Source organism: Fibrobacter sp. UWB4, from assembly GCF_002210345.1.
Classification (GTDB): domain Bacteria; phylum Fibrobacterota; class Fibrobacteria; order Fibrobacterales; family Fibrobacteraceae; genus Fibrobacter.
Window position 1 is genome coordinate 380,238 of sequence record NZ_MWQI01000001.1, and the last position, 21,386, is coordinate 401,623.

The 21,386-nt window shown below is 47.3% G+C and carries 18 protein-coding genes; 9 read left to right on the forward strand and 9 right to left on the reverse strand.

The features are described from left to right. The first annotated feature begins 75 nt into the window (after positions 1-75). Positions 76-714 carry a hypothetical protein gene (locus tag B7990_RS01630; protein ID WP_088639319.1) on the forward strand — a complete coding sequence of 213 codons (639 nt, stop codon included), beginning with the start codon at positions 76-78 and terminating at the stop codon, positions 712-714. Between the two features lie 12 nt (positions 715-726). Next, a complete protein-coding gene (locus B7990_RS01635; protein ID WP_088639320.1) occupies positions 727-1,266 on the forward strand; it encodes a hypothetical protein in 540 nt (179 codons plus the stop codon). Positions 1,267-1,269: 3 nt separating this feature from the next. Here B7990_RS01635 and B7990_RS01640 read toward each other — a convergent pair whose 3' ends face one another. Continuing rightward, a complete protein-coding gene (locus tag B7990_RS01640) occupies positions 1,270-1,965 on the reverse strand; it encodes a hypothetical protein (protein ID WP_088639321.1) in 696 nt (231 codons plus the stop codon). A 211-nt stretch (positions 1,966-2,176) separates the two neighbouring features. Here B7990_RS01640 and B7990_RS14905 point away from each other — a divergent pair, with 211 nt between their 5' ends. Beyond that, positions 2,177-2,314: a hypothetical protein gene (locus tag B7990_RS14905; protein ID WP_176407151.1), complete on the forward strand. Its 138-nt coding sequence runs from the start codon at positions 2,177-2,179 to the stop codon at positions 2,312-2,314. Beyond that, the gene (locus B7990_RS01650) at positions 2,307-2,567 is read left to right on the forward strand and encodes an Rpn family recombination-promoting nuclease/putative transposase (protein ID WP_254917274.1); all 261 of its coding nucleotides are present in this window, start codon (positions 2,307-2,309) and stop codon (positions 2,565-2,567) included. The genes B7990_RS14905 and B7990_RS01650 overlap by 8 nt, the downstream gene beginning before the upstream one ends. 45 nt (positions 2,568-2,612) lie before the next feature. On the opposite strand, the gene B7990_RS01655 is transcribed toward B7990_RS01650, so the two are convergent. Further along, entirely contained in the window at positions 2,613-3,455 is an 843-nt protein-coding gene (locus B7990_RS01655) for a DUF6544 family protein (RefSeq protein WP_088639925.1), read from the reverse strand. Between the two features lie 66 nt (positions 3,456-3,521). Further along, complete coding sequence (locus B7990_RS01660; RefSeq protein WP_088639926.1) at positions 3,522-4,493, reverse strand: hypothetical protein; 972 nt, start codon at positions 4,491-4,493, stop codon at positions 3,522-3,524. 161 nt (positions 4,494-4,654) lie between these two features. On the opposite strand from B7990_RS01660, the gene B7990_RS01665 reads away from it, so the two are divergent. Both B7990_RS01665 and B7990_RS01670 read left to right on the forward strand, forming a co-directional pair. Further along, on the forward strand, positions 4,655-7,465 hold the full coding sequence (locus B7990_RS01665) for a TIGR02171 family protein (protein WP_088639323.1): 2,811 nt from the start codon (positions 4,655-4,657) through the stop codon (positions 7,463-7,465). 125 nt (positions 7,466-7,590) lie between these two features. Further along, positions 7,591-8,598: a hypothetical protein gene (locus B7990_RS01670; protein ID WP_088639324.1), complete on the forward strand. Its 1,008-nt coding sequence runs from the start codon at positions 7,591-7,593 to the stop codon at positions 8,596-8,598. Between the two features lie 114 nt (positions 8,599-8,712). Here the strand turns inward: B7990_RS01670 and gmk are convergent, their stop codons facing one another. The 3 genes from gmk to B7990_RS01685 form a co-directional block, all read right to left on the reverse strand. Next, positions 8,713-9,273 carry a guanylate kinase gene (gene gmk, locus B7990_RS01675; protein ID WP_012820245.1) on the reverse strand — a complete coding sequence of 187 codons (561 nt, stop codon included), beginning with the start codon at positions 9,271-9,273 and terminating at the stop codon, positions 8,713-8,715. 104 nt (positions 9,274-9,377) lie between these two features. Beyond that, positions 9,378-10,289 carry a glycosyltransferase family 2 protein gene (locus tag B7990_RS01680; RefSeq protein ID WP_088639325.1) on the reverse strand — a complete coding sequence of 304 codons (912 nt, stop codon included), beginning with the start codon at positions 10,287-10,289 and terminating at the stop codon, positions 9,378-9,380. 120 nt (positions 10,290-10,409) lie between these two features. Then, a complete protein-coding gene (locus B7990_RS01685) occupies positions 10,410-12,971 on the reverse strand; it encodes an NPCBM/NEW2 domain-containing protein (RefSeq protein ID WP_088639326.1) in 2,562 nt (853 codons plus the stop codon). 194 nt (positions 12,972-13,165) lie between these two features. Between B7990_RS01685 and B7990_RS01690 the strand changes: the two genes are divergently transcribed. The 3 genes from B7990_RS01690 to B7990_RS01700 all read left to right on the forward strand — a co-directional run bounded on the left by B7990_RS01690 (position 13,166) and on the right by B7990_RS01700 (position 17,121). After that, positions 13,166-15,241, forward strand: coding sequence for a transketolase (locus B7990_RS01690; RefSeq protein ID WP_088639327.1), 2,076 nt, complete (start codon positions 13,166-13,168; stop codon positions 15,239-15,241). Between the two features lie 234 nt (positions 15,242-15,475). Next, on the forward strand, positions 15,476-15,919 hold the full coding sequence (nrdR, locus tag B7990_RS01695) for a transcriptional regulator NrdR (RefSeq protein WP_012820241.1): 444 nt from the start codon (positions 15,476-15,478) through the stop codon (positions 15,917-15,919). A 152-nt stretch (positions 15,920-16,071) separates the two neighbouring features. Further along, positions 16,072-17,121: a class I SAM-dependent rRNA methyltransferase gene (locus B7990_RS01700; protein WP_088639328.1), complete on the forward strand. Its 1,050-nt coding sequence runs from the start codon at positions 16,072-16,074 to the stop codon at positions 17,119-17,121. Between the two features lie 21 nt (positions 17,122-17,142). On the opposite strand, the gene B7990_RS01705 is transcribed toward B7990_RS01700, so the two are convergent. The 3 genes from B7990_RS01705 to B7990_RS01715 are packed head-to-tail and all read right to left on the reverse strand — an operon-like array spanning position 17,143 to position 21,378. After that, positions 17,143-18,699: a sigma-54 dependent transcriptional regulator gene (locus B7990_RS01705; RefSeq protein ID WP_088639329.1), complete on the reverse strand. Its 1,557-nt coding sequence runs from the start codon at positions 18,697-18,699 to the stop codon at positions 17,143-17,145. A 10-nt stretch (positions 18,700-18,709) separates the two neighbouring features. Further along, positions 18,710-19,084: a response regulator gene (locus B7990_RS01710; protein WP_088639330.1), complete on the reverse strand. Its 375-nt coding sequence runs from the start codon at positions 19,082-19,084 to the stop codon at positions 18,710-18,712. Next, the gene (locus B7990_RS01715; protein ID WP_173465468.1) at positions 19,084-21,378 is read right to left on the reverse strand and encodes an ATP-binding protein; all 2,295 of its coding nucleotides are present in this window, start codon (positions 21,376-21,378) and stop codon (positions 19,084-19,086) included. Before B7990_RS01715 ends, B7990_RS01710 begins: the two co-directional genes overlap by 1 nt. Positions 21,379-21,386: the final 8 nt, after the last annotated feature.

Genomic DNA, 21,386 nt, shown 5'->3' on the forward strand with positions numbered 1-21,386 from the left:
ATATTTTTACGTAAAAAGTTGACTCTGGAAAGTGAATTTTGTAAATTTACGAAAAACTTAAAAAATGGAGCTGGAATGCTTAAAAAGATTTTTGTGTTTTCCGTAATGCTTGCAAGTATGGCTTTTGCAGGTAATCCCTATGGTTATGGCTCTTCTGAAGATGCCGATGCTGCTGCAGGCGTTCTTGAACAGAATAAGGCTTCTGCAGAATATCAATCTGTCGTTAGCCCTCAATATGAAGATAAAAAGTTTGCTCTTGTGTTCCACCCGATGAGCACGATTGTCTATGGTGCGCAAGGTGTATTTATCTTCCACTTAAACTTTGAAGCCGGCTTTGGTTCCTTCTTTTCCTTGATAACCCGTCCTGCTTATGTGAATGGCACTAATAACGGTGTTACTGCTTCTGGTTTTGGCATTGAAGAAGGTTTCCGTTTCTATGTAAGCGGTAAAGGCCATAAGGGATGGTATGTGGAACCTGAATTATGGTTTGCATCTGTTGATGCTTCCAATTCTCGCGTTAGTGCAACTGCTAATTCTATTGGTGGGGCTGTCGTTGCGGGCCATAAATATGTAAATGGACACTTTGTGTTTGGCTTTGATGCTGGCCTTGGTTTTGCCACTGCGTCTGCTTCGTCTGATGATGTGGATGTTGGCAGTTTTGTCCAAAATTCCTTTGGTATAGCAATTGATGTCTATTTAGGTTTTGCTTTCTAGTCAGGAGAAAAAATGCGCACGTCTATTTACGCCGTTCTTGTTTCCCTATTGATGCTTGTGGGTGCCTCTTTTGCCCAGTCCTGGGACAGCTACTCGTCTAATGGTTCTACAAGTGAATATAGCGAAGTTTCTTCTGCACCGAAATCCAATGCTGGAAAAATTTCTCAAGTAGAAAAGAAGTGGTTCATCGGTGAAAACATGGTGACGCAGGAAGCTGTTGAAGCCGCCTTGAAAACGAACTCAGAAGCTGCAAGTGATCTGAGCGCTTCGAAGGTGTTCTACTATCCGGCTCTTGTTATTGCAACTGCGGGTGGTGCTGCTGTTGGTTATGGCGTTGTTGCCTGGATTAAGGGCGATAGCGATCTTGGCATGCCGCTTACACTTGGCGGTGTGGGTGCTTGTGGCCTTGCTTTCTTGCTTGGCTATGTTTCTGGGAATTATTTTGATTCTGCTGTGGAAATCTACAACAAGAATCTTGATTCCCAGACTAGCTTGCAGGTAAAGTTTGGCGTGATTCCGCAGGGCGGAATTGGCCTCGCTTTTGCATTCTAGAATTTATTTGTCTGCAAGCAGACCGAAAAATTGACCTTTCACGAGCCAGCTCACGCCGAAGAACGTGAGCGCAATGGCTTCGACGATGAATATTTTGGCAGAGAAGGTGATGGGGAGAATTAATAAAATCAGCGTGGAGAACATTCCGATACCGCAGACTTTATAAATGATGTTCCTAATCCTTTTCTGCTTGGTGTTGCTTTCGCCGAGTGTGAACAAGAATAAGCTGTTTATGGCTAATAGCAGGAAAAATAGAACTGCTGCTGTACAGTGGATCTTGTCCGAGATGTCCACCGGCAGCTGGAAAAATCCGACAGTGCCTGGGGCAATTGAACATTTGCAAGGGAATATGACAATCATCAATCCGAAAATGCCGGACAGCGTAGAAACAAGATTGTCGCGCCAGTCATAACCTTTATAACAAATCAGGACGATTGCCGCTGTTGTAAGAATCCCGGTCAGAGATGGCGTTAGGTAATAGGTCGCTGAGATGGAGAGCGTTTCCCAGAAATCGTCGGCGATGATGTTTGGCTGTGCTTTGGCCACGATTGCGGCGCCAGTGAGCGCTATCCACGGAAGAATCATTCCTAGGAATCCCGCAAAATTACGGATGCGCTTCATCCATGTTTCGGCACATTTCTTTGTAATGGCTTTAACGTCTTCTGCGTTGCATTCGCTAGTAACCTTTTCTTCACTCATAAAGAACCTCTTTGCTCCGTTTGCTTTTCAACAGAAGCTTAATATAATAAACTCTTGAAAAAGTCTTGCTTATAATTCTACGATAAATCGGTAAAAACAAAGCGCGGCTACGCCTAGAATAAATGTGAGCACGATGATGAATTGGATTGGATGCTCGTGGAAGTCGTAGTCGGCTTGACCGTACGTAAACTTGCCGCGGACAATTGCGCTTATGAAAAGCGCTAAGAAAAGGATGCCTAAAAGAAGAGTCATGGCGGATAAAATAGAAATTAAACGTGATTGTGCTTTAACCCCTTTGAGTAATGAAAAGGCAGAAACGATTTTTCCTAAAAAAGTATATCGTGGTTAATCTGCCGAAGTTCAATAAGACCGCAGACGGGGTAGAAAATCCTGTTGACGCGTGGCTTTATGTGCTCAAACACGCGCATGAGGGCGACCCGCTCCCTGACTTTGGAAACGGAATTGTCAATGAAGCTTTAAAACGCATCAAAATCGAAAACTTGGACAAAACAACCTTGACTGAATTGGAGCGAGAAATGATTGCGAAAGAAGAAATTGAATGCCGTTTGGCTGGAGCGAATATTTTTAACTGCATTATATAGCCCGGTTTTGCCGGGATTTTTTGTTTTATTTTTGCACGAAGTTCTTTAAGGACGGATCGCTCCATTCACTTTGTTGATTTCCCCGTCGAAATAGACGAAGTCGCTGTCTTTATTTTTCCATACGGCGCGGAAAACGGTGGGGCGTTTGATGCCATCGGAATAGGTTTTGTAGTTTTCGCATTGCGCTTCCCACGGGGTGTATTCAATTGTTCCGTCGGGTGAAATTTGACCGCGGTCATTTGTTGTAAACGAGGTCATTTCGTAAGCGTCATTGAAGTGGAAAATACCGGTAGCTGTTACGCCTTTGTTTGTGATTGTGGCTTCTACGGTGCGTTCGTCAATTTGCGTGAATGTGATGAAATCTTTTAGGAGTGCTTCTGGCAAAAAGAATGCTTCGGCGAGATAGGTGATGAGGCAAGCCTTGTCCATTGCAGGACCGGTCTGGTCAAATAGCGTAACGAGCTTTGCGAGCACACCTTTCATGCCGCCTTTGCCGTTCATGTAGTAATCGTAGCCTTGGAATGGAATGCCGAACATTTTGCTGTCGATAAAGGCGAGCCTATTTGGCGAATCGGCAAAGTCCACATGCGTGTAATCGATTTTGATTCGCGGCTTGTTTACGCCCATGCCGAAATCGACATCTTTGTATTCCATGATTAAGTGCGAGCGCCTTTCGCTGCCGATGTAACCGTTCGTTTTGAGATATTTTTGAATGAGGGGAGGGAGGCTTGCGATACTCGCAGAATCTAGCGTTCCGGTGATTGCTGCGGAACTTTTCAACCTTGTTGCGACATCATTGTGGAACTGCGTTTTGACGGGCGAATAGGGAATGTTAAACCAAATTGCTGAAAGTAAAATGATGGTGGCGATGATAATCAGGATGGTCATGAAAATTCTCTTTGCGGGTTTCGTTTTTTTTGCGTCTTTCATCGTTTAAAATTTCTGTTAGGAGTGTTAAAATAAATCTAGCGTACTGTCTAGATAAATTTCTTCGCGGACTTTAAGTTGATACTCGGGCTTGGTCATGTAATAAAGTAGAAATTCCAAAATGAGGGCGCTGCCGAGGCTGCGACCTTCGATTTTGAAGTGCTGGAATCCTGCGGGGGCGTAGATGTTTTGAATGTCCTTGATTCCGATGAAGCCGGGATTCTTCATGGCGTCGGAGAAGCGGTAACCCCTTTGGGCTGTGGGCGAAACGCAGACATGGTCTTCACTTTTTTCGCCAAGACTTTTCTGACTCACATTCTCGTAGCATTTTTTGCGGTCGTAGCAGCCGAACCAACAACATTCATTGCATAAAAATTCGACCTTTTGCTTTTGCGTATCAGTAAGCGTATACAGTTTGTCGAATTGCTTGTTGAGCCTGAAATCGGGAACGACATAGCGGAATTCTTCGCGGTCCAGTTCCGCTTTGAACTGCTCAAAATCGGTGATAACTTTTGTAGTTGAGGATACAAAATAGAAGCCAGGGTATTTTGCTTTGATGTAATTCAGCAACATGTCAGAATGGACAATGATTCCGTTTTGAACTGTGTTCATTTCGCTTGCATCGGAATACTCGCGACTCTTGTCTGCATTGGGAACTGCGCGCATCTCGCCAGCGCTGGAAACTGCGCCTTTTTCGAACATTTTGCACAGCTTATTGCATCGAGTGTCGGCAAGGTGCTCTTCGCGAATCAATGAATTGCTGAAAGTGAGTCGTGCTGAAATCCCGTATTTGTGCATGAGCGCTGCGACTTTCCGCGGCTCTGCATCGCCGAAGCCTACGCGCCCACCGCCCCAAATGCAGTCGCTTGGCGCTCCGTAAATGGATCCGATTTCGCACCAGTCGTAAAAATATTCCCGGTGCTCGCGCCAAAGCGGCAGAAACGCCTTGTATAAGTCGTAAAATTCAAATAGGCCGGGGAGGTGGTAGTAGATTTTCATTTGTTTTTTTATGAATGTCGCAAAAATTATAGCGATTTTTTTGACTTCGATATCTGTTTTTCCTCCAATTGTGCTCAATTTCACGTTCTTGAAAGACGTTCTTTGATGAGTCCTGAAAAATATGGTATATTAAAGGTGTCCAAAGTTATCAAGAGGGGCTTATGAAAAAGGCTTATTTAGCTTTTTTGTTTTTTGTTTTTTTGGTGGATTGTAGTGACAGTTCCCCTAGTTTTGTAGATGGAGCATCCAATGGTTCTTCAAAAAAAATGGAAGGGATGATTCTTGTTCATGGAGGGACGGTTACTTTAGGTAGTAATGATTCTCGGTATAGAGTGAATGAACGTCCTGCAATGAACGTCTTGTTGGATTATGATTTTTATATGGATGTTCATGAAGTGACTTGCGATGATTATCGGAATACAGCAAAAAGTGGAAATCTCAAAGATTTTACCGAATGTGAAGATGACCGATATCCTTTGTCCAATGTGACCTACTACGATGCCGTTTTGTTTGCAAATGCAAAGAGCAAGTTGGAAAATTACGATACCGCTTATACATACAGCAAGGCTGTTTTTGATGGTGATGGACATTGTACAAATTTAGATGGCTTTGCTTTCCATCCAGAAGTAAAAGCCTATCGTTTGCCCACAGAATCAGAATGGGTGTATGTAGCCTCTCGTGGGTGGGATCCTTCGCGTAATAGTTGGAATGCCGATAATTCAGATTTTAAAGCACACCATGTCTGTACTGTAGAAAAAGATTCGCTTGGTTTCTGTGATTTGGCAGGAAACGTAAAGGAATGGGTCAATGACTGGGCTGGCAAATTACTTGACACTACTATTGTGAATTTTGTGGGAAATGCTGGCGATGGCAATATCGGTGAACGCATCTTGAAAGGTGGCTATTATTCGGATTATGCATCCAATATGAATGTCGTTTCTCGTGGGGATGACTATACGGTTGTTTCTTCCTCTATGGCAAAACATATCGGTTTTAGACTTGCTTGGGGTGCGATTCCAGAGCCGACATGGTTAAGCGCTAGTGGAAATGTTCAATCAAGTATTGTTTCTCCGATTGCAAGTGCTTCGGTATTGAAACATTACACGGGAACCAACGATATGATACTTGCGTTCCGCAATGACGTTAACGGAAACTTGGCTTACATAAATTATAAGGACGCTATTTTGACTGTAACGGAAATTAGCGATTCTATAGATGTTTATCATCCTGATATTTCACCCGATGGAAAAAAAGTGGCGTTTTGTACCAAGTTTGAAGGTCTCGGTGGTGACTCGCGTCTTTATGTGCGCGATTTGAATGAAAAAGGGACGAACCTTGTAAAACTGGATGTTGCTAGTGCCGCTATTCCCCGATGGCGCATCCTTGAAAACGGAGATACTGTCATTGTCTATGTTACAGATGCGGGCGATAACAAGGATGAAGCTTCTTTTAAAAAATCTTCTACTTGGCAGGTCAAATTTGCAGATGGCAAATTCGGCGTTCCAGAAAAGCTTTTTGATGGGGCATACCATGGTGGTATCAGCGAAGACTATTCACTTGCTGTGAGTGGGGCTCGTCTGTTGCGCGCTCGCATTGCTAAATCTAGCTCTACGGTCTTAGATGAAGCTACCGATACGGTTTGGTATAATGGTGAACAGGCTTGTAATGTTTCTCTAGCTCACGATGGTAGCAAACGCGTTGCGTTCCTGGATTTTGGTGGAAATACTGGTAGAAAGTTTGCTAACGAAAATTATTCCACACACCAACGTTTGCTTGTCGCTGACAGTATGGGTAAATTAATAAAGAGTATTAAGGCTGCATCGGGCTACACCTTTGATCATAGCGAATGGGTGAGTGGTAGTGAAAATTCTAACATCGTAGCAACACTAGCCAATGTAAATGGAGCGCACTCAAAAATAGTCCTTGCAAGTCTTGATGACGAAAGTATCGTTGAATTGGCTGAAGGCGAAGAACTTTGGCATCCGACTTTATGGGTGAAACGCAAAGCAAAAATATTTGGCAATGATTCTGGTGGTTCTCAAGTTGGTAGTTCAGTACTAGATTTAGATAGTGCTGGAATGTATTACAACAATTCAGGAGCATGCCCTCGTGCCGCTATTTTCCGTTACAAAATGGAACTTTTATGGCATTACAAGGACTCTGCTAAAACTGTCATTCTTGGATCCTCTAGAGCTTATCACGGAGTCAATCCAAAATTATTTGATGAAAAAATGAAGGCCGTCAATATGGCGGTTCCTGCTGCCACTATCTATGGAAATTTGTACCTATTTGAAAATTACATATTGCCCCATATGAAAAATATTAAGCTCATTATTACCTCCATCGACATTGATCGTGGGTACCTTACAGGGCAGGACTCCGAAAATATCTTCTACAAGACCTATAAATCTTATCTAGGCTACGTTTATGACGAAAACCACAATTTCTGGAAAGACGGGTACCCCGAAGGACTTTATCAGGCTACGTATGAAAGCCCTAGTGCCGATTCTGTATTGGAACGAAAGATGCGAGAGGATTTGGGTTATTATTCCTTATTTGGCTCATCCTGGGCGACAACGTATATTCGGGTTCGAGAAGATTCTTGTTGGATGGATAAAAAATCAGATATATACAGGATGAATTTTGGACTTTTAGAGCGCCTTTTACAAATTTGCAAAGAGAATGATATTTTTGTTATCGGCGTTTTGTTCCCGCAAGATCCAAAATACAAGAACACGGGGGCTTATGGTTATACGGGGCTTCGCCGGAGTGAAGCGCCTGCTCTTATCCAGGAAATATCAGATTTGAGCAAGGTTTATTCTAATTTTATACTAATGGATGAGAATAAAATGGGAGACCACGATTATACGGACATCATGGGGTATGACAATAGCCATATTTCGGATTATGGAGCCCGACAGCTGACTCATCGATTGGATTCTTTGGTTCATACGTTAGATATTGAATTTTGAAAAGAATCGCAATGATTATTTATTAAGTACATAAATAAGAAATTTTTTGTAAATGTCGAGAATGTCATAATATGACATTCTTTAAACGTATATTTGTCATGTAACCTTCAGAAAGGAGGCCTGCAATGGCAAATGAAATGTTTTACGTGAAGATTGAAACGTCCCGGGACATAACGGTTTACGGGTTCTCGCGAAGCGCGACCGGAATTCTTGATTTTGTTGATGGCGCATCAGCAAAAGATGAGGAACTTTCGCAGATGCAGTGCGTTGACGGGAGTGCTTATTTCACGCCTTCTTGGTACATGTTCCTGCCCAAAGATCTGCAAGCGACGATCAATGTCTATTTGCCGAGCGATGTCAAAAATCTGGATGTCGGGCAGTATTCGTTCTTGCTGCATGTGGGGGCACTGTTGCTTGCTGTCGATGAACGTGATGGCTTGCTTGTCGCCGAACTTTTACGCCGCCGTGTGACTGTATTTTCGAGCTTTTTACCGCTTGTGCTTCACCTTATAAAGCCTGTGGCGGCGGAAGCTTTGTTTGCATATGTTTATGGCGGTTTCCGTGGCGATTCTAACTTTTCGCAGATTTACAAGGCTAATGTTCCGATTGCAACGGGCGAAACGGATGTTTCTGCGATTCTCCTAGAGGCTGCAAAGGACGCTCTCAAGCCGAATCCCGAAAAGGAATCGCCGGAAGAAATGTTTATCCGCTATTTCCGCGAAAAGGAATTTTTTGACTTTACGATCGGGCTTGTGGGCGCAACGAACCACCCCTGGATTGCTGGTATCGAAAAGTATGAATCCGTAGTAAAGGCGGCGACGGCATTTCGTTTCTTTGATGATGCTGCGGTTGGCGCCAAAAGTCAGGAATTTTTTGAATCGCTCTCGACCAAGGTGCAGGCGGAACCGTACAACCCGCATGACCACAATGCGATTAGCGTAAGCATAGATGACTTGGGGGCAAAGCTCAAGGGCTTGGTTTCCAAGAGCAAGGCGGGGTATCTGCGTGCAACGGGGGCTGCGATTTTGCGCAAGGCGCGCCCGAACATGTTTGCGTACGACTCTAAGCTGTGGCGCTTGGGTGCGGATCCGAGCTTCTTTGAAAATTCCATTGTCGTAAGAATTCACACATAACACCTCACACAAAAATTCCCGCCTCTCGGTAAACGATGGGGCGGGAATTTTATTAAATGCGAATTCGATGTAGGATCATGGCCAATGACTAATGACCAATGACCAGCAACCAATTTACTTCTGGCTCAAGATGGCGCGGAGTTCGTCAGCAGCCTTTTGCAAGTCGTCGTTCACGATAGTGTATTCGTACTTGCCTTTGGTCTTTGCAAATTCGATTTCCTTCTTGGCGTTTGCAAGACGGAGCTGGATGACTTCTTCGCTATCGGTGCCACGGCCACGGAGGCGGCGCTCGAGTTCTTCGTCGCTTGGCGGCAAAATGAAGATGCCTGTTGCGTCAGGGTAGACCTTGTCGAAGTTCACCTTGCCGAAAACGTCAAGGTCAAACAGCACGCGGTTTCCTTCGGCGAGAGTCTTCTCGACAAAGCTCTTGGGCGTTCCGTAGTAGTTGCCGTGGACTAGGTTGTATTCGACCAAGGCGTCGTCCTTGATCATCTGCTCGAATTCTTCCTTAGTCTTGAAGAAGTAGTGGACGCCGTCAATTTCACCTTCGCGCGGCTTGCGCGTTGTTGCGGAGATGGAATACTTGATGTCCGGGAAATCCTTGATGACAAGATCCTTGAGGGTGGTCTTGCCCGCGCCACTGGCGGCACTCATAACGAAAAGCTTGTTTTTCATTTTTTAGTCAATGGTCGATAGTTGTTAGTCAATAGCCGTTAGCTTTAACTAGGCTCTATATGCGCCAAATATAACTAATAACCAATGACTAACAACACTTTTGACTATTTCTTGTCTTCGATGTACAGCGGGCGCTGCTTGACTTCGTCATAGATTCGGCCGATGTATTCGCCGAGAATGCCGATGGTCAAAAGCTGTACGCCTGCGAAGAACACGATGGCGGTCATGAGCGATGCCCAGCCTGGAACCGTTGTCGCAGGGGAGAGGAACTTTTCGAGAATCGACCAGACGAGGAGTGCAAAGCCAACGATTGTAGCGATGAAGCCCATGTAGAAGCTGATCTTGAGCGGAGCCGAGCTGAAACCCGTGATGCCATCGAACGCGAGGCGCAACATCTTCTTGAGCGGATACTTCGAAGTGCCTGCGGTGCGTTCGGCGCGGTCGTACTTGACGCCGATCTTCTTGAAACCGACCCAGCACACGAGCCCGCGCAAGAAGCGGCTGCGTTCTGGGAGGTTCTTGAGCTGGTCTACCACGCAGCGGTCCATGAGTCTGAAGTCGCCTGTATCAGGCGGAATGTCGATGCTCGTGAGCTTGCCGATGATGCGGTAGAAGCAGAATGCCGTAAAGCGCTTGAAGAGAGTCTCGCCTTTGCGCTTGTTGCGCTGGGCGTAAACGACCTGGTAGCCTTCGCGCCATTTTTCGAGCATCTCGTGGATGAGGCTCGGCGGGTCCTGCAAGTCGCCGTCGATGATGACGACGGCTGCGCCCTGGGCGTGGTCAAGACCTGCGCTGAATGCAGCCTGGTGGCCGAAGTTACGGCTAAAGTTGATGATTTTGTTGTTCGGGTTCCCAGGAAGGAGGCTTTCCACGATTTCTCGGGTGCGGTCCTTGGAACCGTCGTTTACGAAAATGAGTTCGTGTTCGATATCCTTAAGCTCTTCCTCCAAGACGCGGTAGGTTTCGGCGACGATCTCTTCTTCATTAAAAACAGGTATAATTACGGATAAAAGCATAATGCAATTATAGCAATTTAAAAAATAGTTACTAGTTAATAGTTATTAGTTACTAGGGAATTTTTATATAAATTACATCTAGTAACTAGTAACTTGAAACTTGGAACTGCGGCGAAGCCGCTATGGTATAAGAACCGGGTTGATGATATCAACGTGGCTGCAGTTGATGCCTTCTTTGGGGAATGTCCTGATGGTAAGGTTTTGGACGCCTGCGATATTGGCCTTGACTTTGTGCAATTCGCCGTTCCTAAAGAACGGTGTCTTTGCAAGTGACTTTCCGTCACCGAGAACTTCTACAGCAACGCCTTCGCTGCATAGCGATTCATCGTCAAGTCCTGTAGAAAATTTGAGCGTCGAAAAACTTTTCCCGATATCAAAAGTCGTTGTAGAGGATGCGTGGACGCCGATGCCATAATCATAACGCTGTCCGTTTACGTTAAACTTGTTTCCTTCGATGCTTTCGTTCTTGTGCATTTTTCCCCATTCCTGAGTGTGACTCTTGATTGGGTAATCAGAAAGCGCAATGACGCCATTGACATCATAAAAGAAAAATTTCGAAATGTCGGCAAGCTTGCTTTTGGTCGCTGCATCCTGTACGGTAAAACGGATTTGGTTATAACCAGGCTGTAATTTTTCGATATCGATATCCTTGCTGTATTCGCCAGATTTGTATTGCGTTGCAGTAACAGATTCGTCATTCACAGTCAGTGACATGGACCAGTTGGCAGCTGCGGCTCCTTTTTCATTGAGGTTGTAGTTTATTCTTAATGAAACGGCCTTGCTCTTGGTGGAATCGTCCGTGACGACTTCTAATTCGCTGGTGGATATGATTTTTTCGGGGTTGTAGTTTTTACGACCGTTGAACTTTGCGATTTGGACCCAGTAGTTGTTTGTAATCAAGATGTTCTTGACGCCTGTCAAATCCATTTCTCGTTCAAAGATATCGCATGTCGTGGCGATGCGGTGTTCTACGGCTTTCCTGTGGTAGGTGTGGCTATCCCAGCAGTCCAGTCCGCGGATGTAATAGACTTCGCCTTTGTACTTGTCGATGAGTTCGCTCATTTCGTGGTTGGACATCTTGCGGGCGTTGTCATAATGGATGGAAGACATGCCGTAACCCACAAAATGCCATGGGCGACCGTAAATAAAGAACCTGTCGGCTTTAGGCTGTTCCTTGAGCCATCCGAGAATTTCGTATTCTTCAATGGTCAAGTGGTTGCGGTTGTACATGATGTTTTTGTTAAAGTCCTTTTTGTAGTGGTATGTCCATCCGCTGAAGATCAACGCGACAATGAGAATGCCGAGAACTGCTCCCTTGCCGTTCTGGTCTCTGCTTCCGTTCGGTGTGGCAAAGTACTGGACCATGTGGGTTATCGGGAGGGCGGCGACAAAGGCCATGGACGGCAACATCACGAGACTATAGCGCTGGTTGATTTCAATGCTGAAATCGCCGGAGACGTTTTCCAAAATCATAAATGTTTGCAGATGGTACAGGAGCAAGAATCCGAGAATCTTGAGATATGTGAAACTGCTCTTTCTGGCATCGTTAATGGCGCGGAAGACGAGGTAAATGCCGCCAATCGCAAACAGGTAGTTGAAGTAACTGAGGAACGGGTTTTCAAGTTCTCCGTTGCTCTTGAGAGGCTTTGTCATCACTTCCCAGTTCTTGGTGAGGTCTTCAAAGAAGTGGCCGTGGGCGTTGAACTCGCCTCCCTGGAATCCAAATCCCTGGAAGTAGCTGATGGTGAGGAGTGCAGGCACCGAGAAAAGCGAAAGCGTCATGAAGAAAACGGGAGCTTTTTCGTCTTTCTGGTCGAGAAGTTTCGGGAGTGCAAAAAAGATGAATGCAAAGATGCAGAAAATTGTTTCTTGGCGGGTCTGGGCAAAGAAGGCTAGGATGAGCGCGAGAAGCGTCCAGTGCCAGACGGTGTTTCTGTCGTAAGCCCATTTGAAAACAAGCAGCGACAGCGCGGAGAGGAAAATGTAGAGCGGTTCAACGGACATCGATCGGAACTGGAATAGCACGGTCGGTTGGAGTGCCATGAGGAGCGATGCCAGGAACGCTAGGAGCGGTTGCTTTGTCCAGGCGACAATCGCAAGGAACATAAGCAGGAACGCAAGCGGCAACATCAAAAGTTCAGCTTTGAAAATCCAGCGGAGGTCGCTTCCGAACAGCGGCATGCCGATGCGGTAAAGGAACGATAGGCCTTTCGTCTTGAAACTGTTGGATGTGGATTTGCATGTTAGGGCGCCGTTCTCGAATTCGCCCTGGTTGCAGGTGCCGGATTCGTTATTGTAGTACATGTTCTGGGCAACGGACATGAATACGCTTTCGTCGCTCTGGACACGGTGGCGGGCCTCTATTTGTGTGCCTGCGAAAATTGAAACTGTAACGGCGAACACGAGCGTCATGATGCTTATGGACTTTGCGGGGAGGATTCCCTTGATCCATTCCCTGAAATCCTTGCTCAACATGCAGAACAGGACGATGCCTGCGACGAACTGTATCGCAAAAAGCGGCAGGGGGAGGTTCAAGTCCAGTTGTCGGATGGTTTCCCTGTGATTGATGTTCGGGGCGAGGTAAATAAGGAACGGGATGGCTATGGCAACGAGGGTGCCGAAAATGCCGGCGGGGTGAGCTAAGTTCTTGAAGAGCCTCAAGATAGCGTCTTTGTAGTTCATTTTAATCCTTCTCGAAAACACGTAAAAATCGCTCCAGGAATTGCTTCTTTTGGGGCGTTTGGGCTTATTTTAAGTTGTTGCTGAAATATAACTTTTTATTGCTTTGGGCTTTTCATTTGACAATATACCTTGAGAGTTTCGCAAGAAAAAACTAAATTTGCCGCGTAAAAACAAAACTCTAAAGGGGTTAGACCGTGCAAGATTCATTAGTTACAAAAGCAGCTGACAACGTCCGTATCCTTTCTGCCGCGATGGTGCAGAAGGCCAAGTCCGGGCATCCGGGTGGAGCCATGGGCGCCGCAGACGCCATCACGCTTTTGTTTGCCGAGTTCTTGCGCTATGATCCGGACGACGCCAACTGGATGGCTCGCGACCGCTTCTTCATGGACCCGGGCCACATGAGCCCGCTCCTCTATTCCGAACTCGTCCTTACGAACCGCCTCACGCTCGAAGACTTGAAGAACTTCCGCCAGCTTGGCAGCCGCACTCCGGGCCATCCGGAAGTCGATGTCGCTCTCGGCATTGAAAACTCCTCGGGTCCGCTCGGTATCGGTCACGGCATTGCTCTCGGTGGCGCTATTGCCGAACGCTTCATGGTCGAACGCTTTGGCTCTATCCTCGAACACAAGACCGTCTGCCTCGTTTCTGACGGCGGTCTCGAAGAAGAAATCGCATACGGCGTGGGCCGCATTGCAGGTCACCTCAAGCTTTCGAACCTCATTTTCTTCTACGACGCAAACCAGGTCCAGCTCAGCTGCAAGACCGAAGACGTGATGGACCACGACTTCGTGAAGCAGTACGAATCCTGGGGCTTCCGCGTGATTGAATGCGACGGTTCCAACATTGCAGAACTCCGCAAGGCATTCAAGGCCGCTTGGGCAGAAACTGAAAAGCCGGTTCTCGTCTACGGTCACACCACGATGGCCAAGGGCGCTATCGCCGAAGACGGCAAGAGCTACGAAGGCGCTGTCTCTACGCACGGTCAGCCGCTCAATGCCGCAGGTGCTTCTACCTCTGCTACAGTCAAGAATCTCGGTGGCAATCCGGACGATCCGTTCCAGGTCTTTGACGATGTGAAGGCTGGCTTTGAAGCCCGCGCTAACGAACTCCGCAAGCAGGTTGCCGAATGGAAGAAGGCCAAGGCCGCTTGGGACAAGGAAAACGCTGAAAAGTCCGCTACCCTCAATGAATGGCTTTCTGGCAAGGGTCTCAAGATCGACCTCTCCAAGCTCAACATCAAGGAAGGTGTTGCCACTCGCGTCACTAGCGGTACGGTTCTTGGCTACCTCGCCGAAAATTATCACAACATAATCTGCAGTTCTGCTGACCTTTCGAACTCCGACAACACGCAGGCTTTCCTCGACAAGACGGGCATCTTCCGTGCTAACGACTTCAAGGGTGCTTTTGTCCAGGTCGGTGTTGCAGAACTCACGATGGGCGCCATTGCAAACGGTATCGCTCTCCACGGCGGTCTCTATCCGATTTGCGCAACGTTCTTTGTCTTCAGTGACTTCATGAAGCCGGCAATCCGTATGGCAGCTCTCATGGGCCTCCCGGTCAAGTACGTGTTTACGCACGACAGCTTCCGCGTGGGTGAAGACGGCCCGACGCACCAGCCGATTGAACACGAAACGCAGATCCGCTTGCTCGAAAGCCTCACGAAGGCTAGCGGCAAGGCCGAAATGCTCGTTCTCCGCCCGGCTGACGCTTACGAAACTCTCGCCGCATGGGAAATGGCTTTCGAAAACAACGACAGCCCGACGGCTCTTATCCTCACTCGCCAGGTCGTGAACACGCTCCCGGGTGAAAACCGCTATGAAGCTGCCAAGGCTTGCCGCAAGGGTGCTTACATTGTCAGCGACAACACTGCTGCTGGCAAGAAGCCGGATCTTACTTTGGTTGCAAACGGCAGTGATGTTCTCCTTGAACACCAGGCTGCTGAACTCCTCCGCGACGAAGGCAAGTCCGTTCGCGTGGTTTCCATGATTAGCCCGGCTCTCTTCCTCAAGCAGCCGAAATCCTACCGCGACAGCATCATCGCTCCGTGGACTCCGGTGTTTGCAAAGTCCAGCGGTCTTCCGCTCTTGTTCGCACAGGTCGTGGGTGGCTTCGGTAAGGTCTCCGGTCTCGAACGCTTCGGTGCTTCTGCTCCGGCTGGCGTCCTCGAAAAGGAATTTGGCTACGTTCCGGAAGCTGTTGCCGCAGCCGCTAAGGAATACCTCGCTGAATACGCCAAGAACGTCGAAGACTTCAAGAAAGCTAACGCTTAATTAGCGAACGCAATTGAAACATTTAAAAACGGTGCCGATGACGGTGCCGTTTTTTTTGCACTACTTCTAACTTGTACTCTCGCTACGCTCAAGTACCAAATGCTGGTCTCGGTCATGTCCAAGCAAGCTTGGCCGCGACGCTCGACCTATGCATTTGTCCTACATCCTACTAAAACAATGTAATTTTATTGTGATTTTGCGCACTTTCCCTTTAAAAAGTGTTATATTCAGTGCATGATTTGCCCGTTTTGCAAGAATGATAACGACAAGGTTGTCGATAGCCGCGTGAGTGGCTCGTCCATCCGTCGTCGTCGTGAATGTTGCGCTTGTGGCCGGCGCTTTACGACCCGTGAATATATTGAAGTCCAGCCGCTGACTGTCATCAAGCGCAGCGGCGAGCGTGAGCCTTTCCAGCGCGAAAAATTGCAACGTGGCATTATGAACTCCTGCAAAAAGCGCCCGGTTTCCATGGACGATATCGAACAGCTGGTAACGCGCGTGGAAAATTCGTTGCAGATGTCGGAAGGCTTTGAAGTGAGCTACGATCAGATCGGGAACCTCGTGATGCAGGAACTCAAAAAGCTCGATGCTGTAGCCTACGTTCGTTTCGCTTCCATCTACCGTGAATTCAAGGAAGTGGGCGAGTTCGTGGATCAAATCAAGACTCTTGATAAGTAGAGCGGCGCAGAGCGCCTTTGAGGTTTGGGCTCGCTACGCTTTGGGGTATGAGCGATATTATTTCTGCAATAAAAAGCTATCTTTGAATTAAATCTTATACCTCAGAGGGAGCCGGAGGCGACCGTGCTCATACCTCATAGCTGCAGTTTCTTATGAATTATAAATACTCCGATCTTTTAAAGTCTGCATTATCCAAGCGCGCTCCGTTATTCGATGTGACGGATGCTTTGCGCTTTGTGAATGGCGCTGCCGACGGTTTTCCGGGACTCACGATTGACAAGTTCGGTGACCGTTATCAGATGCAGTTTTTTGGACCGGAGCTTTTGACGAGCAAGACTGAGATTGTCGAAGCCTTGTCGGCTCTTTTCAATCCTGTTTGCGTTGTAACAAAGGAACGTCTTTCAAGCTCTGGGCGTTCGCTTGAAAACGCTCCGATGGATGTGGTGGTTGGCACACGCGAAGATGCCGTGGGGACCGTTCGCGAGGGCAATGCCAATTTTCATGTGGACTTGCTCGATACGATCAATCCGGGGCTTTTTCTCGACATGCGTCATGTGCGCCTCGAAGTCGAAGAACGCTTCCGTGAAATGTCCGGCGCATCTTCGGCGAATCCCGAAACAGCAAACGCATCTACGGCGAATCTCGCAGACTCGGTGAATCTCGAAAATCCCGCGACCGGCCTTCGCTTCTTGAACTTGTTTAGCTATACGTGCAGTTTCTCCGTTCACGCCCGTCTAGGCGGTGCTGCGGTCGCTACAAACGCCGATATCAGCGGCAAGATTCTTGACAAGGGCCGTGAAAATTATGCCTTAAATGGCCTTGATTCGCGCCCAGGAGAGTTCTTCCGCGGTAATGCTATCGAGTATGTGCATTGGGCACAAAAGAAGGGACTCCGCTTTGACGGTATCGTGCTTGACCCGCCGAGCTTTGCGCGTTTCAAGGGCTTTAACTTTAACGTGCGTGAACACCTGATGCCGCTCGTTGCCGACTGCGCGACGCTTTTAAATCCCGGCGGATTTTTCATGGTGAGTTCCAACTACAGTGAGTTTAACTTGTCCGCTTTTGCCCGTGATGTTCTCGCGGCAGTTTCGTCCGTGCATCCAAACGCAAAAACGTCTTGGAAAAAATCCCAAGACGTAGACTTTGTCGGTAGCGGTTCTACAAAAGATTCTTGCTTAGTCGCGACTCTCGTAGAAGTGTAAACTGCGCGATTCTTGACTGCGCTAGTCCTCGCCGCCGTCCATTTCAATTTTAAGCTCTTTGAGCTTGCGCCAGAGTGTCGCGCGGCTAATACCGAGCTTCTTGCAGACTTCCGTCTTGTTGCCTTTGCAAATGCTTAAGGCATGCAGAATGTGCCTGCGTTCCATCTCGTCGAGCGAAAGAATTTCTTCTTCTTCGGGCGCAGGATTATGCGTGATGAACTTTGTCGGGTTGTGCGTCAGAAACCCTGCGCTATCCGTCTTGCCCGAAATCGGTTCAAAGTGAATCGGCTTTCCGAGCGGGTTCTCAGCCGATTTCTCGTTCTCTTCCGCTTCTTCATCATTGTCGAAAACAGGCTCGCCAGCGCTTTCTTTAAGGCTCACGGCTTCCTTGATATGCGGAATCGCAACCGTCTTTTCTCGGGCTTCCACCTGCACGTATTCCGGCAAGTCTTCGAGCTTGATGACGCCACCTTCCGAAAGTACGATCGCATGCTCCATGATGTTTTCGAGTTCGCGAATGTTGCCGGGGTAGGGGTACTTTGTCAAAGCGTAAAGAGCTGCCGGTTCAAGGTCATGAATTTCCTTGCCCTGTGCTTCCTTGTTCTTTAAGATAAAGTAACGAATTAAGTTCGGGATGACGGGCTTCCTGTCGCGGAGCGGCGGAAGCTGCAAGTGGAACGTGTTCAGGCGGTAGTAGAGGTCTTCGCGGAATCGCCCTTCGTGCATCGCTTGTTGCAAATCGCGGTTTGTTGCTGCGATAATGCGGATGTCGAGGTAGCGGGCTTCCGTTTCGCCCACGCGACGGATCTCGTGGCTTTGCAGAAAACGTAAAAGTTTCACCTGCGTTGCGAGAGAGAGTTCGCCAACTTCATCGAGGAACAGCGTACCGCCATTGGCGGATTCGAACAGACCTTTCTTATCTGCGGTTGAACCTGTGTACGATCCCTTCTTGCTTCCGAAGAGTTCGCTTTCTACGAGGTTCTCTGGGATGGCGCCGCAGTTGACTGGCACAAACGGTTCGTTCGCGCGCTTGCTGTAGCGGTGAACGACGTTTGCCAAAAATTCCTTGCCCGAACCAGACTCGCCGGTTATAAGCAAGGTGCTGTTGGTCGGTGCGACCTTATAAACTGTCTTTAAAATCTTACGCATCTCGGGCGTGTCGCCGAGAAGGCTGTCCAACACTTGGGATTCCATGAGCTGCGTGTTGGACTTGTTTTGCTGTTGAGCCTGGATCTTGCTTGCTGTGCTCTCAAGGAGCGAAAGCGTGACCGGCTTTTTCAAGAAACTGCTTGCTCCACGCGTTATGGCGCTAGCGGCTCCCTGCCAGTTGCGGTCATCGCACAATACAAAGATTTCGACACCAGGCTGGCGTTCCTTCAAATAGCTGATCAAATCCATATTGTCGAGCATTAAAAAAGGAACCTCGATAAACGCAAGGTCTATCGACGTCTTTTTTATTAGCGGCATCAAAGTTTTTTCGTCGGAGCAGACCAGGAGGTTCGTTCCGGCAATAGACCAGTTCCGCTGTAGCTCCTCGACAAATTTCCGATCAAAATCAGCGATCAGGATATTCATCATTTATGCGCTATTACGAATGTGCTTTGATAATCTCGTCAACTTTGTTGCGAAGCAGCTGGAGATCCAGCGGCTTGCTGAAAATTGCGGCAACATCGAAGTGCTGCGCTGTTGCAAGGTAGTCTTCTGCAGATGTACGGCCACCACCGCTAATGGCGATTGTGCGGTCGCTCATGCCCATGCGACGAAGATCAAGGACAACTTCAAATCCATCACCTTCCGGCATAATGATGTCGGTGATAATCACATCGTAGGTATTCTTCTGATAAAGGGACTTTGCTTTCTTACCGTTGCTAGCAGTATCGACAGTGTAACCTTTCAATTCCAAAGCAGACTTCAACATGAGGTTGAGCTGAGCGTCATCGTCAATGATGAGTATTGTAGACATTAAGCCTCCATTTTCTCGTTTCTTATAGACCAATATAGATTAAAAATAGTTCCTTCGCCCAAGGTTGTTTGAACTGTATAGCCTGCATTGCCTTCTTTTAGCAGTCTTAATGCAGATGACAAGCCCAAACCGAGTCCTTCGCCCGGTGCTTTGGTCGTAAAGAACGGTGAAAAGATGCGTTCGAGGGTCGCCGTATCCATACCGGTGCCTGTATCCTCGACGGTAATTTTTGCGTATGTGCCCGCATCGATTTGCGGGGCATATGGCGTAATGAGCGGTTCCGAAAGCACTTCGCGCTTGAGTGCGATCGTGAGTGTACCGCCGTTTTCCTTCATGGCGAAGATGGCGTTGTTTGCAAGGTTGCTGATAATGCGGTCGAGTGCCGATACGTTTCCGACAATGCGGATGTTCTTGTCTAGGTTGTCAGCCTTGACCTTTACGTTTGGCGGGAGCGTAATCCAGAGCTTCTTCACCACATCGTCGATAATCATGTATGGGGCAAATTCGGTAAGCTTGTCCTTTTCGGAAGTCTTTCCGCGGATGGTGTTCAAAAGCTCTTCGAGAGATTCCTTGCCGCGGGTGGCGGCCTTACGCGCTTCCTGAATGAACATGTAAGCCTGGTTGTCCTTGTCGAGGACTTCGAGCGCGAGATCGCAGAACCCAATTTGTGATCCGAGGATGTTGTTGTAGTCGTGCGCAAAGCCACCGCAGATGGTACCCAGTTCTTCGAGCCTTGAATGGATGTGCTTTTGTTCTTGCAACATGTCGCGCTCTTTTTCAAGGCGCATTTCCTTGGTAATGTCGATTTTGATGCCGATGATTTTGTACGGTTTGCGAGGGGCCATGATTGGGATGAACATGTTGTTGAAAATCATGATATCCTTAGCAATCCCTTTGCGGACGGCCATGTTGTAGTCGTCCTGGTTCAAAATCTCGATGTCATCTTCTTCTTCGTTTTTGTCGTTGATTGTTTTCTTAATTCGTTCGTAAGAAATGAAACTTTGCGGTTCGCCTTCATTACGGGCTAGGAGTTCCTGTGGCAGAATCTTATTGTCTGGCTCGGATGTCTGTAGCATGTTTCCGCGACTTTTGATGTCTGTCTGGTTCTGTGTCATGAACACGCCTTGTTCGTTCTTGGACCAGAAGCGGAACGGCAGTGTACTGATAAGCGTATCCAGGAAGTACTTGCTTTCATCGACTTTCTTTTTCCAGATGTTCAGGCGCTCCTGGTAGCGGATCTGGTCAAGCTGGTACTCCTTGAACTGCTCGTCGCGAATCTTTATAATTTGTTGGTAATGCAGGGTGTTCGAAACATCGCTAAAGAATGCAACATTGTAGTTGGTTGTCAGCGATTGTCGAATTTCAAAAATCGAGACATTGAAAATATGGTCTTCGTTGTCGATTTTAACTCTTATTTTATTGTAGGTCGATTCTTTTGACGGATCGGTAATCTGCGGGAAAATCGAGGTCATTTTTTTATTGTGTAAAGCTTCTTGCGTTGTGCGCAGAATACTTAATGCGGCCGGGTTTGCAAGCTGGATTTCGCCTTTGTAGTTGTAGTACAAAAGTCCATCGACCATTCTGTCTTTTAATTTATCCAGAAACCACGAAGCGCTTTTGTTCTTGAATGAAACCGAAGTGAAGTATTGGCCTGAGAGTATTGCTAAAAATACCGAGATGAACTGAGTCCATTTCAGTATTTGGTCGTAATCAGTAAAATTTGTAGAAATAGGAATTATAAAGTCAAATAGTGTCGCCAGCATTATAAAAAACATGAAGCTGATCAACATGTAGATACTGACCTGGTGGGGGAGAGTCGTATCACTAGATTGCACTATATTGCGAAGAATGATATAACCTGTTACAACAATGTTGGGTACGACAAATATGCAGAATAGAAAACTGAAATAATAGAACATCGGCCTCTCGGCGAATGGTCTATATCCAAAAATGTTTAGGTTCGGGATAAAGTTTGGTTCTCTAATGAAAATGTAGGTTGAAACAATAACGGCAAGACCTCCGAAAATATTCAGGAGTTTCCAGCCGTTCTTCCGCTTTACCTTGAGACTTACTTCTGCAGTGTGGTGTACCGCATTTCCCAGTTGAATCCAGCCAAGTGCCGCGGCTCCGAATATGAGTTGCCTTGCCGTAAAGGGCTTAGTTCCTGCAATAAAGTTTTCGCCGCTAAAGAATATATCGCCAATCAAGTTGCTCGCTTGCCAGAATATGCTGATGATCACCAGCTGGTGTATGGGGCGCGGGAGCTGCTTGACTGACGTCTTCTGCCCAAGCATTATGGGAA